Source organism: Streptococcus sp. VTCC 12905, assembly GCF_049893385.1.
Classification (GTDB): Bacteria; Bacillota; Bacilli; order Lactobacillales; family Streptococcaceae; genus Streptococcus; species Streptococcus suis_AA.
The window spans coordinates 37,844-57,686 of record NZ_JBMVJC010000008.1 but is presented as its reverse complement, the minus strand read 5'-3'; the positions used below and the strand labels follow the sequence as shown (position 1 = coordinate 57,686).

Annotated in this window: 18 protein-coding genes; 7 read left to right on the top strand and 11 right to left on the bottom strand. The window is 39.7% G+C overall.

The features are described from left to right. Window positions 1-16: 16 nt before the first annotated feature. The 10 genes from ACPC58_RS04495 to ACPC58_RS04450 form a co-directional block, all read right to left on the bottom strand. The gene (locus ACPC58_RS04495; protein ID WP_434065382.1) at window positions 17-709 is read right to left on the bottom strand and encodes a methionine ABC transporter permease; all 693 of its coding nucleotides are present in this window, start codon (window positions 707-709) and stop codon (window positions 17-19) included. Next, entirely contained in the window at window positions 706-1,773 is a 1,068-nt protein-coding gene (locus tag ACPC58_RS04490) for a methionine ABC transporter ATP-binding protein (protein WP_434065381.1), read from the bottom strand. The genes ACPC58_RS04495 and ACPC58_RS04490 overlap by 4 nt, the downstream gene beginning before the upstream one ends. Continuing rightward, window positions 1,766-3,142, bottom strand: coding sequence for a M20/M25/M40 family metallo-hydrolase (locus ACPC58_RS04485; RefSeq protein WP_434065380.1), 1,377 nt, complete (start codon window positions 3,140-3,142; stop codon window positions 1,766-1,768). The genes ACPC58_RS04490 and ACPC58_RS04485 overlap by 8 nt, the downstream gene beginning before the upstream one ends. A gap of 80 nt (window positions 3,143-3,222) precedes the next feature. Further along, window positions 3,223-4,104, bottom strand: coding sequence for a MetQ/NlpA family ABC transporter substrate-binding protein (locus tag ACPC58_RS04480; RefSeq protein ID WP_434065379.1), 882 nt, complete (start codon window positions 4,102-4,104; stop codon window positions 3,223-3,225). Window positions 4,105-4,264: 160 nt separating this feature from the next. Continuing rightward, the gene (locus ACPC58_RS04475) at window positions 4,265-4,954 is read right to left on the bottom strand and encodes a gamma-glutamyl-gamma-aminobutyrate hydrolase family protein (protein WP_434065378.1); all 690 of its coding nucleotides are present in this window, start codon (window positions 4,952-4,954) and stop codon (window positions 4,265-4,267) included. 84 nt (window positions 4,955-5,038) lie between these two features. Further along, window positions 5,039-5,920, bottom strand: coding sequence for an ATP-binding cassette domain-containing protein (locus ACPC58_RS04470; protein WP_418127053.1), 882 nt, complete (start codon window positions 5,918-5,920; stop codon window positions 5,039-5,041). After that, window positions 5,913-6,773, bottom strand: a complete 861-nt coding sequence (locus ACPC58_RS04465) for an ABC transporter ATP-binding protein (protein ID WP_434065377.1) — start codon at window positions 6,771-6,773, stop codon at window positions 5,913-5,915. Before ACPC58_RS04465 ends, ACPC58_RS04470 begins: the two co-directional genes overlap by 8 nt. After that, entirely contained in the window at window positions 6,773-7,603 is an 831-nt protein-coding gene (locus tag ACPC58_RS04460) for an ABC transporter permease (RefSeq protein ID WP_434065376.1), read from the bottom strand. Before ACPC58_RS04460 ends, ACPC58_RS04465 begins: the two co-directional genes overlap by 1 nt. Continuing rightward, the gene (locus tag ACPC58_RS04455; RefSeq protein WP_434065375.1) at window positions 7,600-8,562 is read right to left on the bottom strand and encodes an ABC transporter permease; all 963 of its coding nucleotides are present in this window, start codon (window positions 8,560-8,562) and stop codon (window positions 7,600-7,602) included. The genes ACPC58_RS04460 and ACPC58_RS04455 overlap by 4 nt, the downstream gene beginning before the upstream one ends. 104 nt (window positions 8,563-8,666) lie before the next feature. After that, window positions 8,667-10,238, bottom strand: a complete 1,572-nt coding sequence (locus ACPC58_RS04450; protein WP_434065374.1) for an ABC transporter substrate-binding protein — start codon at window positions 10,236-10,238, stop codon at window positions 8,667-8,669. Window positions 10,239-10,539: 301 nt separating this feature from the next. Between ACPC58_RS04450 and metE the strand changes: the two genes are divergently transcribed. Together metE and metF are read left to right on the top strand one after the other, a co-directional pair. Next, the gene (gene metE / locus ACPC58_RS04445; protein WP_434065373.1) at window positions 10,540-12,789 is read left to right on the top strand and encodes a 5-methyltetrahydropteroyltriglutamate--homocysteine S-methyltransferase; all 2,250 of its coding nucleotides are present in this window, start codon (window positions 10,540-10,542) and stop codon (window positions 12,787-12,789) included. Window positions 12,790-12,792: 3 nt separating this feature from the next. Beyond that, window positions 12,793-13,653 carry a methylenetetrahydrofolate reductase [NAD(P)H] gene (metF, locus tag ACPC58_RS04440; RefSeq protein WP_434065372.1) on the top strand — a complete coding sequence of 287 codons (861 nt, stop codon included), beginning with the start codon at window positions 12,793-12,795 and terminating at the stop codon, window positions 13,651-13,653. 184 nt (window positions 13,654-13,837) lie between these two features. On the opposite strand, the gene ACPC58_RS04435 is transcribed toward metF, so the two are convergent. Further along, a complete protein-coding gene (locus ACPC58_RS04435; RefSeq protein WP_434065371.1) occupies window positions 13,838-15,298 on the bottom strand; it encodes an NCS2 family permease in 1,461 nt (486 codons plus the stop codon). A 258-nt stretch (window positions 15,299-15,556) separates the two neighbouring features. Here ACPC58_RS04435 and ACPC58_RS04430 point away from each other — a divergent pair, with 258 nt between their 5' ends. From ACPC58_RS04430 to ACPC58_RS04410, 5 genes are all read left to right on the top strand, one after another. Next, window positions 15,557-16,369, top strand: a complete 813-nt coding sequence (locus tag ACPC58_RS04430) for a Cof-type HAD-IIB family hydrolase (protein WP_434065391.1) — start codon at window positions 15,557-15,559, stop codon at window positions 16,367-16,369. A gap of 251 nt (window positions 16,370-16,620) precedes the next feature. Further along, window positions 16,621-17,613, top strand: a complete 993-nt coding sequence (locus ACPC58_RS04425; protein ID WP_434065370.1) for a PTS sugar transporter subunit IIB — start codon at window positions 16,621-16,623, stop codon at window positions 17,611-17,613. A gap of 31 nt (window positions 17,614-17,644) precedes the next feature. Further along, window positions 17,645-18,454 (top strand): PTS mannose/fructose/sorbose transporter subunit IIC, encoded by an 810-nt coding sequence (locus ACPC58_RS04420; protein ID WP_434065369.1) that lies wholly within the window; start codon window positions 17,645-17,647, stop codon window positions 18,452-18,454. An 18-nt stretch (window positions 18,455-18,472) separates the two neighbouring features. Next, entirely contained in the window at window positions 18,473-19,384 is a 912-nt protein-coding gene (locus ACPC58_RS04415; protein WP_434065368.1) for a PTS system mannose/fructose/sorbose family transporter subunit IID, read from the top strand. Window positions 19,385-19,443: 59 nt separating this feature from the next. Beyond that, window positions 19,444-19,815, top strand: a complete 372-nt coding sequence (locus ACPC58_RS04410) for a DUF956 family protein (RefSeq protein ID WP_434065367.1) — start codon at window positions 19,444-19,446, stop codon at window positions 19,813-19,815. Window positions 19,816-19,843 lie beyond the last annotated feature (28 nt).

Genomic DNA, 19,843 nt, shown 5'->3' with positions numbered 1-19,843 from the left:
AATCCCTTTCTACTCACTATCGATGATTGATTTTCTTAGTGAAGAAGTCTCCAACAAACTGAACAAAGAAAATCATTATCAGGATTAATAACGTTGCAACAAATGTCACGTCATGGTCAGAACGATTGTATCCATAAGAAATAGCAACATTCCCAAGACCACCCGAACCAATTGCTCCCGCCATTGCTGTATAACCAATCAAGGAAATCAAAGTTAAGGTTGTCACACGAATTAAATCTGGTAGACCTTCACGCAAATAGACGCAAATAATGTCCCAAATCGTTGCTCCTGAAGCTTGTGCCGCCTCAATAACCCCACGATCCATCTCAGATAAAACAACCTGTACCTGACGGGCATAGAATGGAAATACTGATAAAGAGAGAGGAACCAGAGCGGCTGTCATACCAATTGATTTCCCAACAATAAGTTTAGTAACAGGTGAAATAACCGCTAACAAAATGATAAAAGGAATGGCACGAAAGAGAGAGGCTACCTTGTCCAAAATCCAGAAAACATATTTATTTTCTAATACACCTCTTGGACCTGTTAATACCAGTAATAAACCAGCCAGCAAGCCCAAGAGTCCTCCAAATACAAAGGACCAGAAGGTCATGTAAATGGTAGATTCGATAGCAATTTTCCAACCATAAGAGGTATCCCACCCCATTTTTATAACATTTGCAAATGTTGATTCAATCCACGCGTTCATGCAAGGTCTCCTTTCAAAATGTTTACTTCAACATTGGCTTCCCGTACGGCTGTCAACGCGCGTTGAATATTTGCCTGTTCACCAGATAGAATAACCACCAATTCACCTACTGGAATATGATCCAAAATTTCAATATTCCCATAAAGAATATTTGATGAAACTTGGTAGAATTTATATAGATCATTAACAATCGCTGTGTCAGTACTTGAACCTGAGTATTTCAAATGCACCAGCACACTATTGTCTGGCAATTTTTTCACGATGCCTTGTTGATAAATCTTCACCAAAGCTTCATCAATTCCTGTTGCTGTTTTGATAAAGTCTTTGGTCAATTCTTGTTTTGGATGCGAGAAAATTTCCAATACAGAACCTTCTTCAATCAAACGCCCATCCTGCATCACAGCTACTCGGTTAGCAATATCTTTGACAATCTGCATTTCATGTGTGATGAGAACAATTGTTAAACCTAATTTTTCATTGAGTTCCTGCAAAAGTGCCAAAATTTGCTTGGTCGTTTTTGGATCCAGTGCGGATGTGGACTCGTCAGAAATCAGAATCTTAGGATCATTGGCCAAGGCTCGTGCAATCGCTACCCGTTGTTTTTGCCCACCAGATAGTTGAGCTGGATAGTTTTCAGCACGGTCAGCCAAACCAACAAGATCAAGTAATTTCTTTACTTTTTCAGCCTTTTCTTCTTTGGACAACCCTGAGTGTTTAAGGGCAAAGGCCACATTTTCTGCTGCAGTTGATTGGGCCATTAGGTTAAAGTGCTGAAAAATCATACCGATATCACGGCGTTTCCTGCGTAACTGAGCTGGAGTCAATGTTACCTTACCATTTTCAAATAGGACATCCTTATCAACGGTAATAGTTCCACCAGTCGGCACTTGCAAGAGGTTAATCACACGAACAAGAGTCGACTTTCCTGCTCCTGAGTATCCAACGATACCATAAATATCCCCTTGGTTAATATGAATACTCACATCTTTTACTGCTGTAATCTCCCGCTTTTTCTGACGGAAGGTAACATCAATCTTATCTAGTTTAATGATTTCCTTACTCATAGGTTTCTATCAACTCCTCAATAAATTCTACATGTGCAATATAGTCAGCAATCTTAACATTTTCATCACCTGCGTGATCTCTACTACCTTCATGTCCCAAACCAAAACCAGCAATTGGAACTTCTAGTGCATGAAAAACGGTGTGCATAGGACCAGTGCCAGGGGAGGTTGGTAAAATTGAAACACCATTAGGATAGAATGACTTAGCTAAATCAATGACTTTCAAAATAGCTGGGGCAGACATATCAGAGCGATAAGACTCTTCACCTAGGGTAAAGTTTACCTCAATCTTATCAAACCCTTGATCCGCTAAATATTCCCGAATGCTGTCCAAAACACCTTCTGGACTTAAGCCGGGAACCAGTCGTACTTCCATTTTTGCACTAGCTTGGGCAGGAATTATTGTTTTAACACCCTGACCATGATAGCCTGCATGAATTCCTTCAATCGTAATTGACGGTTCAAAATACAGACGTTTCAGGAGTGCTTTTCTCTCCTCAATCAAGAGTGGCAAGGTCAGGCCATAGATTTCATGTAACCCTTCCGCATGAATCAATGCATATTCCTCAACTAAAGCCAATTCACGCTCATTCGGCTCCTGAACCTTCTCATAAATACCAGGAACCTTTATGGTTCCATCTGGTTCCCGTAAACTATTTAATGCTTGTAGCAGGTACCACGGAGCTGAATCAACAACCCCACCAAATGAGGAATGAATATCCAGTGCTGCACTTGTAACGCTCACATCAAAAGTCACAATCCCCTTATTACCGCCGGAAATTTCTAATTGGTTTTTCTTGTTGCGAATTCCTTGTTCCCAAATGAGTAGCTCTGCATGACTCAATTGTTCCTTGTATTTGGCAAGGTATTTATCCAAATCAACAGACGCTGATTCCTCAGCACCCTCCATGATAAAAATAATATTTACAGGCAATTCTCCATGCTTGGCTAAATACTTCTTTACAGCTGTCAGGCGTGCAATAATATGACCTTTATCATCATCAACCCCACGACCATACATTGTATCTTCTGTGATTGTTAACTCAAACGGCTTGCCATTCAACCAAATCTGATCACTATCTGCTGGAACAGTATCATAGTGATTATAGAAGATGATTGTTCGAGCTTCTGGATGATTTGCCACGAATTTGGCAAGGACAAACGGAGCAGCGTAAGATTTATCCACTAGAACTGATGCTCCTGCCTCTTCAAACAGTACTTGAAGATAGTCAGCTACCTCTTCCAATCCAATTTGTTGAGCGAAAATCGATTTTTTACCAATTAAAGTCTGCAAAAGGTTGATATTTTCTTGTACTATTTCATCTTGCCAAAATTTTGCGATCTGTTCTTGTTCTGTTAAATAGCTCATGAACGTCCCTCCCTAAAAATAGGAATAGAAGCTGAAACATTCGTATCAGCTTCCTCTATTCCTTATCAAAAAATCTTCAATTATTGCGCTGCAACTTCGTCCCAGATTGGGAAGTCAGTTCCACCAGAAGCTCGTGTGATAATTTCTGCTACTTCATCTGTGTTGTATGCTTCAATTAACACTTTAATCGCATCAGCCTTGTCTGAATCTTCCCAGCCTTTTTGTGCTGCAATTACATTATACCATAATTCTGTATTAGGACCTTTTTGCTCGATATAAAGAGCTTTATCTGTGTCTAAACCAGCTTCTTTTGCATAGTTATTGTTGATAACTGCACCATCTACAGATTCAAGTGAACGAGCTGTTTGGCTAGCATCCAATTCTGTAATAGTGATGTTTTTAGGATTACTTTTAACATCTGCAAGTGTTGCCAACTCACCATCCGCAACATCCAAATCAATCAACCCAATTGACTCAAGTAAGAAAAGTGCACGACTTTCATTTGTTGCATCATTTGGAACTGCAATTTCCGCACCTTCTGGAATCTCATCTGTTGAAGTATATTTCTCTTTACCACCTTCAACACCAGAATAGAAACGGATTGGACTATAAATTGTATAACCAGCAACTTGCAAGTCTTCACCATTTTCTTGGTTCCAGTTATTCAAGAAATAAATGTGTTGGAATGCATTGACATCAATATCGCCTTCAGCCAAAGCTTTGTTTGGTTGTGAATAGTCAGTAAACTCAGTCAAGTTAAGTGTTACACCCTTATCTGCAGCCAATTCAGTGATTTTGTCCCACAATTCAGTGGTATAATCATCACGAGTCATGATACCTACATTCAAAGTTTTTGTTTCTGCTGAATCGGATGATGAAGTTGAAGATGAACTACCGCATGCAGTAAGAACACCGATTGATAAAGTTGCTGCTGCTAAACTAAATAATTTTTTTAATTTCATAAAATATATCTCCTTAAAATTAGAACTGTATCTATCTTAACACAGAAATTCAGTTCTGACCAATTGACTTTTTTTATAGATGGCTATAGGTTTTCACTATAGCAAATACAAATGCAATTATAACAATTGATAATAATAAAAGAGGGAACCGCTTCCCTCTTTAAAACACATCTACCAAATAGTGAAATAGCTCTCTGTGCTGTTTACAGTCATTGTACAAAAATTCTGGATGCCACTGTAGACCAAACAGAGCCTGTTTGCCTTTACTTTCATAAGCCTCAATCGTACCATCTCTTGGATCTAGACCAGTCGCGACTAATCCGGGTGCCAAGTCTTTAATACGCTGATGATGAAAGGAATTGATTTGACTTCCTTGAGCAAATAACTTACCGACACGACTTTGTGGTTTGACTTGCAAACGATGGGAGGTGCCCACCAAGTCATTTTGCCAGTGATTAGCAACTTCTTGCTCCAAGCTACCACCAAGTGCAACATTCAGTAACTGCATCCCACGGCAGACTGCAAAAATCGGTTTTCCTTGACGTAAGGCTTCAGCAATCAAAGCCAACTCAAATTCGTCACGTTCTAATAGATAATCATCACTGTCAATTAAACGTTTTTGCCCATATAGACTCGGGTCAACATGCTGACCTCCTGAAAGTATCAACTTATCAATCACGTCAATGTAATCTTTGGCTAAATCAGGAGTTCCCATAGGAATAACTATTGGTACACCACCAGCCTGACGAACACCGTCTGCCAATTCACGCGCAACTGTTACGTAAACTCGACCAGATTTTGTTGGAAATTCTTGTTCATTTCCTGAAATTCCAATAATCACTTTTCCCATAAAAAGCTCCTTTCATTTATTTCGTTCATTGTAGCACGGCTCACTCGCCTTGTCTAATATAGAAGATTTATAGACTGATAAAAATTATTTATCAACAGCCTGTAATACGAAATGGTCCCCGCTGATTTCTTTCCATTCGCCTTCCGTAATGAAATCCTTTAGGAGACCTGTCTGTGACAACTCCTGCAATTGAGCTCTTGCCTGATGGGGATCTAAACTTAAATTGGATTGCAAAAGATAGCGGGTGTAGGGATGTTGGGGATCTTGAAAAATATCCTGCGCAGGTCCAATTTCAACCAAACTACCCTTGTACATGACCGCAATCCTATCAGCAAAATGCTGCACCAAATTTAGGTCATGAGAAATGAAAAGATAGGTTAAACCTAAATCCTCTTGAAGCTGGTTAAGCAAATCCAATATGGTTGCCTGAATCGAAACATCCAGAGCAGAAGTCGGTTCATCACACACGATAAATTGCGGATTGGATACAACTGCCCGAGCGATTCCAATACGCTGGCGTTGGCCCCCACTAAAAGATTTTGGGCGTTTATGTACAGCATCCCCCTGTATACCTACCCTTTCCAACATTGCTAAAGCCCTCTCTTCTGCCTCCTTTTTTGGTAACAAATAAAGCGGTTCTTTGACAAGTTCTAAAGCTGATAGATAGGGATTGAGGGAGGAGTAGGGATCCTGATAGATCACCTGAAGCGCTTGATTATTTAGTTCCTCAGCTGTCAAACCAGGAAAGTCTACCTGTCCCTGACTTGCTTTTTCCAGTCCCAAAACAATTTTAGACAATGTCGATTTACCACTGCCAGATTCACCAACCAGACCGAGTGTCTCACCTTTATAAATGGACAAATCAACACCATTTAAAGCATCGACGCGTTGTTCTTGACCTAACCAATTCTTCTTGGAATAGGTCTTTCTCACATCTGAAACTTGTACCAATACTTCTTTAGCCATTTTTCTCCTCCTTTCTCACCCAATGTTCTGGACCAACTTGAACCAACTGACTATCATCGCGATCAGCCGGTACGGGACCATGACTTGCTTCTAAGCGGGCCGCTTTCAACAAAGATTGCGTATAGGGATGCAAAGACTGTGCAAAAATCGTATCAACAGGTGCATGTTCCACCACCAGGCCATTTCTCATCACATAGACCTGATCACAAATACCAGCAATGACACTAAAATCGTGACTCACAATGACAACTGTCAATCCTAATTGCTCTTGCAATTCTTTCAGCAATGCCAATATTTGAGCTTGAATTGTCACATCTAATGCCGTTGTTGGTTCATCAGCAATTAACATGTCTGGCTTGGTCAATAAAGCCATAGCAATCATGATCCTTTGACGCATGCCACCTGAAAACTCAAAAGGAAATTGTTTGAGACGAAGTTCTGAATTAGAAATTCCTACCTTATCCAACATCTCTAAAATGGCCACTTCCTGCTCTTCCTTGGTCAATTTTGGCTGAAAACGACGAAGAACTTCCCGTAAATGAAAACCAACGGTCCGTAATGGATTCAAAGAGGTCATTGGATCTTGAAAAATCATAGACAAAGGCAAAACCTTTGGATTACGTACTTGCTTTCCATCCATTTCAAATCGATCATAGCTTGCTTCCAAACCTTTTGGTAAAATCCCCATCAAGGATTTCATTGTCAAACTCTTACCCGAACCAGATTCTCCAACAATTCCAACAATTTTTCCTTTGGGAATGGAGAGATTAATCCCTTTGACGAGAATGATTTGTTCTTTACTTTTTTGATTGATAATGGTGAGGTTACTGATTTCTACCAAGTGCTTTGACATTAGTACACCTCTCTTTCAAGGCAATCACGTATGAGATCACCGATATTATTAAATGAATAAATGGTCAATAGGATAAAAAGTCCCGGTAAGATCGCCATATGCGGAGCACTCTGTAAGGTAGACTGGGCATTTTGTAAAAGACTACCCCAGGATGCTAAGGGCTGTTGAATCCCCGTTCCTAAGAAACTAAGAGCTGATTCTGTCATAATGGCTGACGAAATACTAGTTGTTGCCGTTACAATTAAGGTCGGTAAGATGGCTGGCAGGATGTGTCGCCAAACAATCAATGGTTTCTTTAAACCTATAAAGGATGCATAGCCAACATATTCTGCCACCTTTGCTTTTAAGGTTTCAGCCCGTAACATCCTAGCAATACTCATCCATGAAAAACCACCAATCACAATAATGATTGTGGATAAACCAGGCTTTAAAAAGATACTGAGAACAATCACTAAGACTAGCCAAGGAATGGATGACAGCACATCTACTACCCGCATAATGGCATTATCCCATTTTCCTCCCAGATAGCCTGCTGTGATGCCAACCAAGCTTCCAATGGTCACTGATGCAGCCATCGCCAACAAACCAACTAAAAGAGAGATCCGTCCCCCATAAATAACACGAATAAAATAATCACGCCCTACTTGATCGGTTCCAAACCAATGCTCAGCACTAGGCCCTTGGTTCATTTGACTGACATCTGTTACATTTGGATCAATAGGAATCAACGGCGCAATGAGAGATAAAATAATCAAGAAAAGAATAAAAAGAAGAGAGAAAAGATAGAGTGGCGAACTCTTCAAAGTCTCCTTGAATTGTTTAAGAATCATTGTCCCTCTCCTCCTTTCCAAATACGTGGATCGACGACAGCATAGAGAATATCTGATAAGAGATTCCCTAGAATAACTAAGGTCGCAGACAAAAGCATGACAGCCATAATCACTGAATAGTCCAAACTCTTAGTAGCCGCTGTCAAATAAGGACCTACACCAGGCCAAGCAAAAATAGTCTCTGTGATAATAGCACCCGTTACCAACATTGGTAAGGCCATCCCAACTTGAGTCACGACAGGAATTAAAACATTGCGGGCCACATGTTTCCCAAAAATTTCAAACCGTTTAGCTTTGAAAGCTTCTTGAACGGTTACATAGTCTTTTTCAACCTCTACAATCGCTGACGCTCGAATAAACCGAGTCAACTCAGGTAAAAATGCCATGGTCAATGTAAGATAAGGTAAGGCAAAATGTGCTAGAAAATCAAGAACATCTCCTTCCTTTCCCAAAGTGTACATTCCGATAAACGGAAATACTCGCCACTTATAACCAAAGAAATAGATTAAAATCATAGCAAACCAGAAAGTTGGTACCGCAATGCCCACAGATGCAAAGGCATCAATGACTTTATCAGCCCATTTGCCACGTTGGGAAGCAGAAACAAGGCCAAGTGTAATGGCTAAGACAAGAGCCGTCAAATATGCTGGTAACACCAAGGAAATCGTGTTGGGAATTTTCTCGGCCAAATCTGCCCCAATCGAGTGTTGAGTCATGAGGGAAAAACCCAAATTTCCCGATAAAATCCCCTTCAACCATACAAAATATTGAACTAAAAATGGCTGATCCAAACCATATTTCACCTTCAACAAATCAATTTGTTCTTGACTCATATTTGGTGTTGTCATTGAATCAATGACATCAAAGGGGGCTAACTGAATCAATGAAAACACAATGAAAGAAATCAACAGCAAGAGGGGAATTGCCTGTAAAATTCTTTTTAAAATATATCGAAACATACATCCTCCAAAAACGAGAAAAAGAGGGGAGGAATTTTCGGCAATTTGCCACTCCTTCTCCTCTTTGGGAGCAAGGAAAATCCCTCTTCCATCCCATATTATACTTATTCAATTGTTAATTTAGACGGATCTTCAAATGTATAAATTGGAATTAATCCAGCTTCTTCAACATTTTTTACACGATTGTTAACTGCCAAAACTTTTTTGTTATCTACGATAGGGTAGATGACAGCTAGATCAGCCAATGTTGCTTGCAAATTATCATAAATTTGCTCACGTTTTGTTTGATCCAATTCAACAGCACCTTGTTCAAAGAGACTGTCAACCTCGCTTGACGCCAATTTAAAGTAATTTGAAGCACCACCAGTTTTAAACAAACGAGCATACTGATCAGGGTCATTTCCCATGATGTAGCCACCCAAGAAGAGGTCATATGCTGTAGAACCTTCTTTTTTCAACTCTGTAAAGAGCGCTGTAGAGTCTCCACCTGCCAATTCAACAGTAACACCAATTGCTGCTAATTGTTGTTGAATCAAAGTAGCTTGCAAGGTTTGGGCTGCATCTGATGATGAGTATCCAAGATTCACAGTCAGATTGCTGACACCTGCTTCTGCTAAGAGTTGTTTTGCCTTCTCAATATTTTGTTCATATTTCTCAACATCTTCTGTTACATATGGATTGGCAACTGGTAAGAATGAATATGGCGTTTCATAGTATTTCTTATCAAGATAGGCCGCTTGGTTAAGCTCCTCTTTATTCAACGCATAAAGTAAGGCTTTACGAACTATCACATCTTTCAATTCTTCAGTTGAGGTATTGAGACCAAGATAGCCAATACGGTTTTCACTATAAGCATATGTTGTAATGGTATCGGTGCTCAAATCTTTAATATCTGATGGAAGCACAAAGGCCGCATCTACTTCACCAGTTTGGAGTGCTACTTTAGTGGTGTCTGCACTTTCAATGATACGAAGAACGAGATTATCAATTTTAGCTTTACCCTTGTAATAGTACTCATTCGCTGCTAATTTGATGTATTCACCATGTTTGTACTCCACAAACTTGTATGGACCAGTCCCGACAGGTGTCGCTGTCAACTGACTAGCAGAAAAGTCGGCTTCATCCTTGAACACATGTTGAGGAATGATGTAGGTTTCCGTCACAATATTGTCCAAAGCTGGCGCTGAAACAGCTGGAAGAACAAACTTCACAGTGTAATCATCCACCTTCTCGACTGTTACAGGTTGACCATTGATATATAAACCATCTGATCCACCATTTTCTTCTTTAATCTTTTGTTCATAAGTAAAGACAACATCATCAGCTGTAAATTCTTCACCATCAGACCATTTTACATCTTGACGAAGTTTCACTGTGATACTAAGTCCATCTTCGGCTACTTCATAAGAATCTGCCAATTCATTGACATAACTACCATCAGCCTCTACACGAATAAGTGGAGAATAGATAAAATTTGTCAAGGTCAATCCCCAACGATCGCTTGTATTAATTGGGTTGGTTGAACTTGGATCTCCATTAATAGCATATGTAAATGTTTCTGTGTCAGCTGATGAGCTAGAACTTGATGTAGTCGTTGATGAACCACCGCTTGCGCAAGCTGCCAAGGTTACCACCGCAACCGTTGAAAGCAAACCTGCAAGCCATTTCTTTTTCATTACATTTTCCTCCAATTTTCAAAAGTAGTACTAGTCTATCAAGGAATACCCTATTTGACCAATATATAAAATTTATCACGACTTAAAGAAAAACTATGACCTCTGTTTAGTTACTCCATCATTCTACTAGCAAAAACAAGCTATCATTTTTAAGTTATTAATAATATAGAAAAAAATTAAGCTTGGTCTCTTAAAAAAACGGTATAGCTAAAAACTATACCTTCCTCTAATTTTTTACAATTATACAAGTGTTCTTTTTTTTGTTAGGATAGGTTCATAAAAATATTTTGGAGGAACTACCATGACGACTACCATTATCGGCTTCCCACGAATCGGAGAACACCGGGAATTAAAATTTATTACTGAAAAATACTTTAGAAATGAAATTCCACAGGAAGAACTTTTGCTTGCTGCCAAAGAATTGCGCGCTAAACATTGGAATATTGTAAAAGGGGCAGGCATTACTGAAATCCCAAGCAACGACTTCTCACACTATGACAATATTTTGGATGCAGCAGTACTATTCAACATCGTACCTAAAGCAGCACAAAACCTTGATTTGACTGACCTTGAAAAATACTTCGCTTTAGCGCGTGGCTATCAAGGAGAAAAAGGGGACGTTCGTGCTAGACCGATGAAAAAATGGTTCAACACCAACTACCACTATATCGTTCCAGCTATTGAAAAAGACACAGAAATCAAACTAGTTGGTCAAAAGATTTTCGATGAATTCCAAGAAGCAAAAGACTTAGGTATCTCAACTCGACCAGTCTTAATCGGACCATTTACTCTCTTACAATTAACTGATTTTGAAGAAGGTTTAACTGCTACTGATTTCGCTGATAGCTTAGTTGCAGCCTATGGACAAGTTTTTGAAAAATTAGCAGAACTTGGCGCTGAAAAAATCCAGCTGGACGAACCGAGCTTGGTCAAGGATTTGACTGCAGATGAAAAAGCCCTGTTCCTAAATATCTATCAACCTCTCTTGGCAGACAAAAAAGGCTTGCAAGTCCTCATCCAAACCTACTTCGGTGATGTTCGTGATATTTACACAGAATTGACTAACCTACCAGTCGATGCCATCGGTCTTGACTTTGTAGAAGGTAAGGAAACTGCTGCACTTGTTGCAACAGGCTTCCCAGCTGACAAGACCCTTTACGCTGGTATCGTCAACGGTAAAAATATCTGGCGTAACCATTATGAAAAGAGCTTGGCTATTCTGGATGCTATTCCAGCTGAAAATGTCGTCCTAACAACTTCTTGCTCTCTTCTTCACGTGCCTTTCACAACAGCAAATGAAGAGTTTGAACCCGCAATTCTCAACCACTTTGCCTTTGCAGTTGAAAAATTGAACGAATTGCGTGATTTGGATGCCATTCGCAATGGACAAGGTGATACAGCCCTAGCGGCAAACAAGGAACTTTTCTCCCTTGAACGAGTTGGTCGTGACAAAGTGCTCGCAGACCGTCTTGCAGGACTGACAGACGCTGACTATACACGCCTACCAGTCTTTGCAGAACGTGAAGCCATTCAACGTGAGAAATTGAACTTACCACTTCTTCCAACAACAACGATTGGATCTTTCCCTCAAACAAAAGAAATTCGCAGCACACGCTTGGCTTTCCGCAAAGGAAATATCTCAGAAGAAGAATACGATACATTTGTTAAAGCTCAAATAGACAAATGGATTGCATGGCAGGAAGAAGTTGACTTCGATGTCTTGGTTCATGGTGAGTTTGAACGAAACGACATGGTAGAATACTTCGGTGAAAACCTTTCTGGTTATCTCTTCAGTAAGAACGGATGGGTCCAATCATATGGTATGCGTGGGGTAAAACCACCAATCATCTGGGGGGATGTGACGCGCTTGAACCCAATCACTGTTAAATGGTCAAGCTATGCACAAAGCCGTACAAACAAACCAGTTAAAGGTATGTTGACAGGGCCAGTAACCATCCTCAACTGGTCATTCCCTCGTGAAGATATTTCTATTAAAGAATCAACTCTTCAAATCGCCCTTGCTATCAAGGAAGAAGTTCTTGACCTTGAAGCAGCGGGTATCAAGATTATCCAAATTGACGAAGCAGCTTTACGTGAAAAATTACCACTTCGTCGTAGCGACTGGTACAGTGAATATTTGGATTGGGCGATTCCAGCTTTCCGATTAGTTCACTCAACTGTTGCACCAGATACTCAAATTCACACTCACATGTGCTATAGCGAATTTACAGACATTATTCCTGCCATCGACAATATGGATGCGGACGTTATCTCCTTTGAAGCCAGCCGTTCAAATCTCGTTATCTTAGACGAACTCAAGGCTAAGAATTTCCAAACTCAGGTAGGTCCTGGTGTCTATGATATCCACTCCCCACGTGTTCCATCTGTAGAAGAAATTTCTCATACGATAGAAGCCATTCTTGCTAAAGTACCAAAAGAAAAAGTGTGGATTAACCCCGACTGCGGTCTTAAAACTCGTGGTGAAAAAGAAACAAAAGTCAGCCTTATCCACTTGATTCAAGCAGCTAAGGCAGCCAGAAAGGAACTCTAATTTATGATTGGTCAAACCCCAAGTCTCTCATTTGAAATTTTTCCTCCAAAACCAGAAGTAGGCAATGAAAAAATTATCCACGCGCTTAATGAGATGCAGGGTTTGGCCCCTCACTTTATTAGTGTGACTTGTAGCAACAACAATTTGAATGTTGAGGAAACAACTGTTAAGTTGGCAAACCATGTGCACAATGAGTTACATATTCCAACCATTGCACACTTACCTGCGGCTTATCTAACAAAGGAAAAAGTTCGTTCTGTTCTTCATTCTCTCGACGAAATCGGTGTCCATCAGATTTTAGCCCTGCGTGGAGACATTATCAATGGACTTTCTCCAAAGGAGGATTTCAAATATGCAACCGATTTAGTTTCCTTTATCAAGGAAGAAGCTCCTCGATTTGATATCATCGGAGCTTGCTATCCTGAAGGACATCCTGAATCGCCAAACGCAGTATCAGATATCAAGAACCTAAAAAAGAAAGTGGACGCAGGTTGTTCGACATTAGTATCACAACTCTTCTTCGATAATGAAGCCTTCTACAATTTTCAAGAGAAATGTATTCTAGCAGACATCGAAGTGCCTATTATTGCAGGTATCATGCCTATTATCAACAGGAATCAGGCACTTCGACTCTTGAAAACGTGTGAAAACATACGCTTGCCCCGTAAGTTTAAAGCCATTTTAGAAAAATATGAGCACGATCCTGAATCACTTCGGGCTGCAGGTCTTGCCTATGCTGTGGATCAAATTGTTGATTTGGTCACTAATGATGTGGCTGGTGTCCATCTTTATACAATGAATAATGCTGAGACAGCAAGGACTATTCACGAAGCAACTCATGCCTTATTCAAACATTATAGTTAACGCATTCCCCCTTGGACTTTTCGTTTAAGGGGTCTTCTATTTACAAATTTCCTCATATAGCTAATACAAACCATTTTACATTTCTTAAATTTGTCTCAAATTAGTCGTAACCCGCTTCCTACATTCTATATATTTGACAAAAAACCTGGTTTCTTAGAAACCAGGTTGATGTATATAAACCATGTTAGATAATGGCCAAAATGATAAAGTTTAAAATAAACAGTGCTGTAGCACCCCAAAGAATTGGGTGAATTTCTTTAGCCTTGCCTGTTGAAACTTTTACCAAGCAATAGAAGATAAAGGCTGCTGCAATACCGTAAGAGATAGAGAAGCATAGTGCCATAAAGAAGGCTGCAAAGAAGGCTGGAAGCGCATCTTCAAATCGGCTCCAATCCACATCAAGGAATGAGGATACCATCATGACACCTACAATAATCAAGGCTGGAGATGTCGCTGCCGCTGGCACGATTCCAATAAATGGCAAAATAAGAATAGAAAGAAGGAAGAGAACTGCTGTTGTGACAGCTGTCAAACCTGTACGCCCACCTGCTGAGATACCTGCAGCAGACTCAACATAGGTTGTGGTATTTGAAGTACCAAAGATGGCACCAATAGATGTACCAATTGCATCTGCAAAGAGCGCTCTATCCATTTTTGAATTGAAACCTGTGCCATTTTCAAGTGCTTTTTCATCTTCAGCAGAGAAGATACCAGTCTTACGACCTGTACCAATGAACGTACCCAAAGTATCGAATGTATCTGACAAACTGAATGCAAAAATGGTCATCAATACTAATGGTAAACGGCTTGAATCAGCAAATAGTGAGCCGATTCCTCCAAAGGCTGCAAGGAAGGTTGTCCCTAATTCTTCAAATGCTGAACCAATATGATTATCTGCAAAACTAATAGAAGATAAATCAACTACACCTGCTGGGATACCTGCTACAGTTGTCGCGATAATACCAATCAAGATAGCACCACGTACATTTTTAATAACCAAAACAGCTGTAAGAATCAGACCAAATACAGTAAGAAGTACACTTGGATCAGTGAAGGTTGAGATAGAAGGAACTACACCACCGCCAGCTAAGACAGAGAAAACACCATTTGAGAATGTTTCTGCTGTTGCATCCGCCGGGGCAACACCATTGACTGTAATGATATCTGAACCAGATGTTAGGAAAGTAATCAAGTTAGAATTTTTGAAACCAAGGTAGGCTACAAATACCCCAATACCTCCACCAATAGCATGTTGCAAGCTAACAGGAATCGCCTTAATAATACTTTTACGAACTTTTGTAACTGTGATAAAGATATTAAACAAACCACACAAGAATACCATACCAAGTGCTTCTTGCCATGTGAAGCCCAAACCAATAACTACTGTATAGGTGAAGAAGGCATTCAACCCCATACCTGGTGCCAAAGCATAAGGTACATTTGCAAATAGTCCCATTACTAATGTAGAGACCGCACTGGCAATAATGGTCGCCAAGAAAACAGCTTGGGTTGGCATACCCGCAACACTCAAAATGCTTGGGTTAACAAATAAAATATATGACATTGCAAAGAATGTCGTAAGCCCTGCCATAATCTCTGTCGAAACAGTCGTATTATGTTCTTTTAGTTTAAAAAATTTGTCCATTTTTTCATTTTTCTCCTTTATTCACGAACAATAAACTTATTATACTGGAAATAAAATAATATTTCAATAGAAATGAACGCTTTTTCCAGTAATTTTTACAGATTCCTCTTAAATATTTGTTGAAACGTTCGTTTTTTGTGAACTATATTGCATTCTCTACTATTAAATAGCTGAACTATTAATTTTTTGATTATCTTACTTGTTTTTGATATACTGTCACTTATTAGCTATAAAACGGAGTAATATAAACATTAAATGATGAAGAAAAAAATGATAGCAATTGATTTGGATGGAACGCTTTTAAATCAAGAAAGCCAATTATCCGAGTACACAATCTCTACAATTAAAAAAGTAAGAAAACAGGGACACCTAGTTTTAATTGCTACTGGACGCCCCTATCGGATGGCTGAAACATTCTATCAACAACTGGAGTTAGATACACCGATGATTAATTTTAACGGGTCATTGGTACATATTCCAAATCGAAGATGGGAATGGGAAAAGAGTGTTTTAATCGATAAAAGCTATCTATTAGAATTTTTAAAATCTGAAGATACATTTGAAGCCGAGTTTATTGCTGGTGAGTATAAAAATAAATTCTTTATTACACAAAATCATCTGGACCGAGTTGATCCTAGCTTGATGGGAGTTGAACAAATAACACCTGATACACTTATTACACCTGAATTAATCACTTCTGACCCACATTCAATCCTCATGCAGACAAGAGCAACTGATAAATACGCACTTGCGGAAGAAATGAGATCTTATTTCAATAATGAATTAGAAATCAATACCTGGGGTGGACCTCTCAATGTATTGGAAACCTGTGCAAAAGGTGTTACTAAGGCTTCAGCTTTGATTTATTTATTGGATATATTTCAATTAGATGCAAAAGATTTGATTGCATTTGGGGATGAACATAATGATGTAGAAATGCTTGACCTCGCTGGAAAAGCATATGGCATGAAAAACTGTAGTGACACACTTCGCCCCCATGCTGATCAGATGACTGAATTTGCCAATTTTGAAGATGGTGTCGCAAAAGAATTAGAAAAATTATTTTTATAAAAAATTATAGGCTCTGAAAAATTATTTTCAGAGTTTTTGTTTTGTACAAAAGCGATGATATCAGGAGTTCTGCGACCAATAAAACATATGCGAAGCGGTATTATTTTATAGTTTTTCTGAAAGTTTTCCCAAACTTATTTACATAAATACTTGACATTCTTGTGTAAGCGTTTTATAATATACACGTTCCAAGGAATATGATGGCCTTTTCAGACTTTCATAGGATCTAAAAAAATTTAGGAGGATCAATAATGAGTATTGGAATCATTATTGCAAGTCATGGCGAATTTGCTGCTGGTATTCATCAGTCAGGTTCAATGATCTTTGGCGAACAAGAAAAAGTACAAGTCGTTACTTTTATGCCAAGTGAAGGTCCTGATGATTTATATGCCAAGCTGAATGCAGCCGTTGACGCATTCGATGCCGATGATGAAGTTTTGGTTTTGGCTGACCTTTGGAGTGGTTCACCATTTAACCAAGCAAGCCGCGTAGCTGGTGAAAATCCAAACCGCAAGGTAGTAATCATCACAGGTCTAAACTTGCCAATGCTTATCCAAGCATACACAGAACGTATGATTAATGCTTCTGCTGGTGTGGAAGAAGTTGCGGCAAACATTATTAAGGAAGCTAAGGATGGAGTGAAGGTTCTTCCAGAAGAACTTCAACCAGCTGAAGCTACTCCTGTGGCAACTGCCACTCCTGCTGCACCTCAAGGTGCTATCCCTCCAGGAACTGTTATTGGTGACGGCAAGTTGAAAATCAACTTGGCTCGTATCGATTCGCGTCTCTTGCATGGTCAAGTGGCAACTGCTTGGGTTCCTGCTTCTAAAGTAGATCGTATTATCGTTGCATCTGATACGGTTGCAAAAGATGAATTGCGCAAACAACTCATCAAACAGGCTGCACCTGGTAACGTAAAAGCGAACGTTGTACCAATCAAGAAATTGATTGAGGTATCAAAAGACCCTCGCTTTGGTAATACACATGCCTTGATTCTTTTCGAAACGCCTCAAGAAGCTCTTGAAGCGATTGAAGGCGGACTTGAAATCAAAGAATTGAATGTCGGTTCTATGGCTCACTCAACTGGTAAAACAATGGTCAATAACGTATTATCAATGGATAAAGATGACGTTGCAACATTTGAAAAATTGCGTGACCTTGGAGTGAAATTTGACGTTCGTAAAGTACCAAACGATTCGAAAAAAGACTTGTTTGAACTGATCAACAAGGCAAACGTTCAATAAATCGATCTGTTAGTATAGAAAGGATTACAACATGTCAGATATTACATTTATTTCTGCAATTCTCGTTGTCATCGTTGCCTTCTTCGCTGGTCTTGAAGGTATCCTTGACGAATTCCAATTCCATCAACCATTGGTCGCTTGTACACTTATCGGTCTAGTTACTGGTAACTTAGCTGCAGGTGTTATGCTTGGTGGTTCTCTACAAATGATTGCCCTTGGTTGGGCTAACATTGGTGCAGCTGTTGCTCCTGACGCCGCTCTCGCTTCAGTTGCTGCTGCTATCATCATGATTAAAGGTGGAGACTTCTCAACTGAAGGTATTGCCGTTGCTACTACAACTGCTATCCCTCTTGCAGTAGCTGGTCTTTTCCTTACTATGATTGTACGTACAATTTCAGTCGGTCTTGTACACGGTGCTGATAATGCTGCAAAAGAAGCTAACTTTGCTGCAGTAGAACGTTACCACTTATTTGCTCTCCTTCTCCAAGGTTTGCGTATCGCGATTCCTGCTGCTCTTCTTCTAGCAATGCCAGCTGAAGCTGTTCAATCTGTTCTTGAAGCAATGCCAGAATGGCTCAAAGGCGGTATGGCTGTTGGTGGTGGTATGGTTGTTGCTGTAGGTTATGCTATGGTTATCAACATGATGGCAACTCGTGAAGTATGGCCATTCTTCGCACTTGGTTTTGCATTTGCTGCAATTAGCCAATTGACTCTTATCGCACTTGGTGTTATCGGTGTTGCAATTGCTATTATCTACCTTAACTTGTCTAAACAAGGTGGTTCTGGTAACGGTGGTGCTTCATCTAACGACCCAATCGGCGATATTCTTGAAGACTACTAAGAGAAGGGAGATTTAACCATGTCAGAAAAAATTCAACTTTCCGTAAGCGATCGTAAAAAAGTTTGGTGGCGTTCAACCTTCCTTCAAGGTTCTTGGAACTATGAGCGTATGCAAAACTTAGGTTGGGCATATGCAATGATTCCAGCTATCAAAAAACTCTACACTAAAAAAGAAGATCAAGCTGCTGCCCTTGAGCGCCACTTGGAATTCTTCAACACACACCCATATGTTGCTTCTCCAATCCTTGGTGTAACACTTGCCCTAGAAGAAGAACGTGCTAATGGTGCTGAAATCGATGACAAAGCAATCCAAGGTGTGAAAATCGGTATGATGGGACCTCTTGCAGGTATCGGTGACCCAGTTTTCTGGTTTACTGTTCGTCCGATTCTCGGTGCCCTTGGTGCTTCACTTGCAATGACTGGTAACATCGTTGGTCCACTTCTATTCTTTATCGGATGGAATGCTATCCGTATTTCCTTCCTTTGGTATACTCAAGAATTTGGTTACAAAGCTGGTAGTGAAATCACTAAAGACATGTCAGGTGGTATCCTACAAGATATTACAAAAGGTGCTTCTATCCTTGGTATGTTCATCCTTGCTGTACTTGTTCAACGTTGGGTTTCTATTAATTTCTCTGTAAACCTTCCTGCTAAACAATTGTCAGAAGGTGCCTACATTGTCTTCCCAGAAGGTACAGTTACTGGTACTGAGTTGAAAGGTATTCTTGGTCAAGCTCTTAGCGGATTTAGCCTTGAACCAACTCAAGCACAAACTTTACAAGGCCAGTTGGACAGTTTGATTCCAGGTTTGATGGGACTTCTCCTTACTTTCCTCTGCATGTACTTGCTTAAGAAAAAAGTAACACCAATCACAATGATTATCGGTCTCTTCATCGTAGGTATTCTTGCTCGTTTCTTCGGAATTATGTAATCAATTACCCCGCAAATGCGGGGTTTTATGATATAATGAATATCTAAGAAGGGAACACTATGGCACAATCACAAAATACAAGCATTGAGCTACAAACCACAGGAGTTTCTTACATGGGATTTGGTGGTAAGGTTGGCAAATTTTTACTTGGTGACAAGGCTCTAGAATTCTATCCTGATAGCAACGTTGAGCGTTATATCCAGATTCCTTGGTCAGAGATGACTCGCATTGGTGCAAATGTTTCTGGAAAAAAAATCAGTCGACATTTTGAAATTTACACCAAAAAAAGTCGATTCCTGTTTGCTTCCAAAGACTCTGGTAAAATTCTCAAAGTTGCTCGTGAGCATATCGGTAATGAGAAAGTCGTCAAATTACCAACCCTCATTCAAACAATTGAAAGAAAAATTTTTAATCTATTTGCCAAAAAATAGAAAATCTAGTATAATAAGACAAACGGAT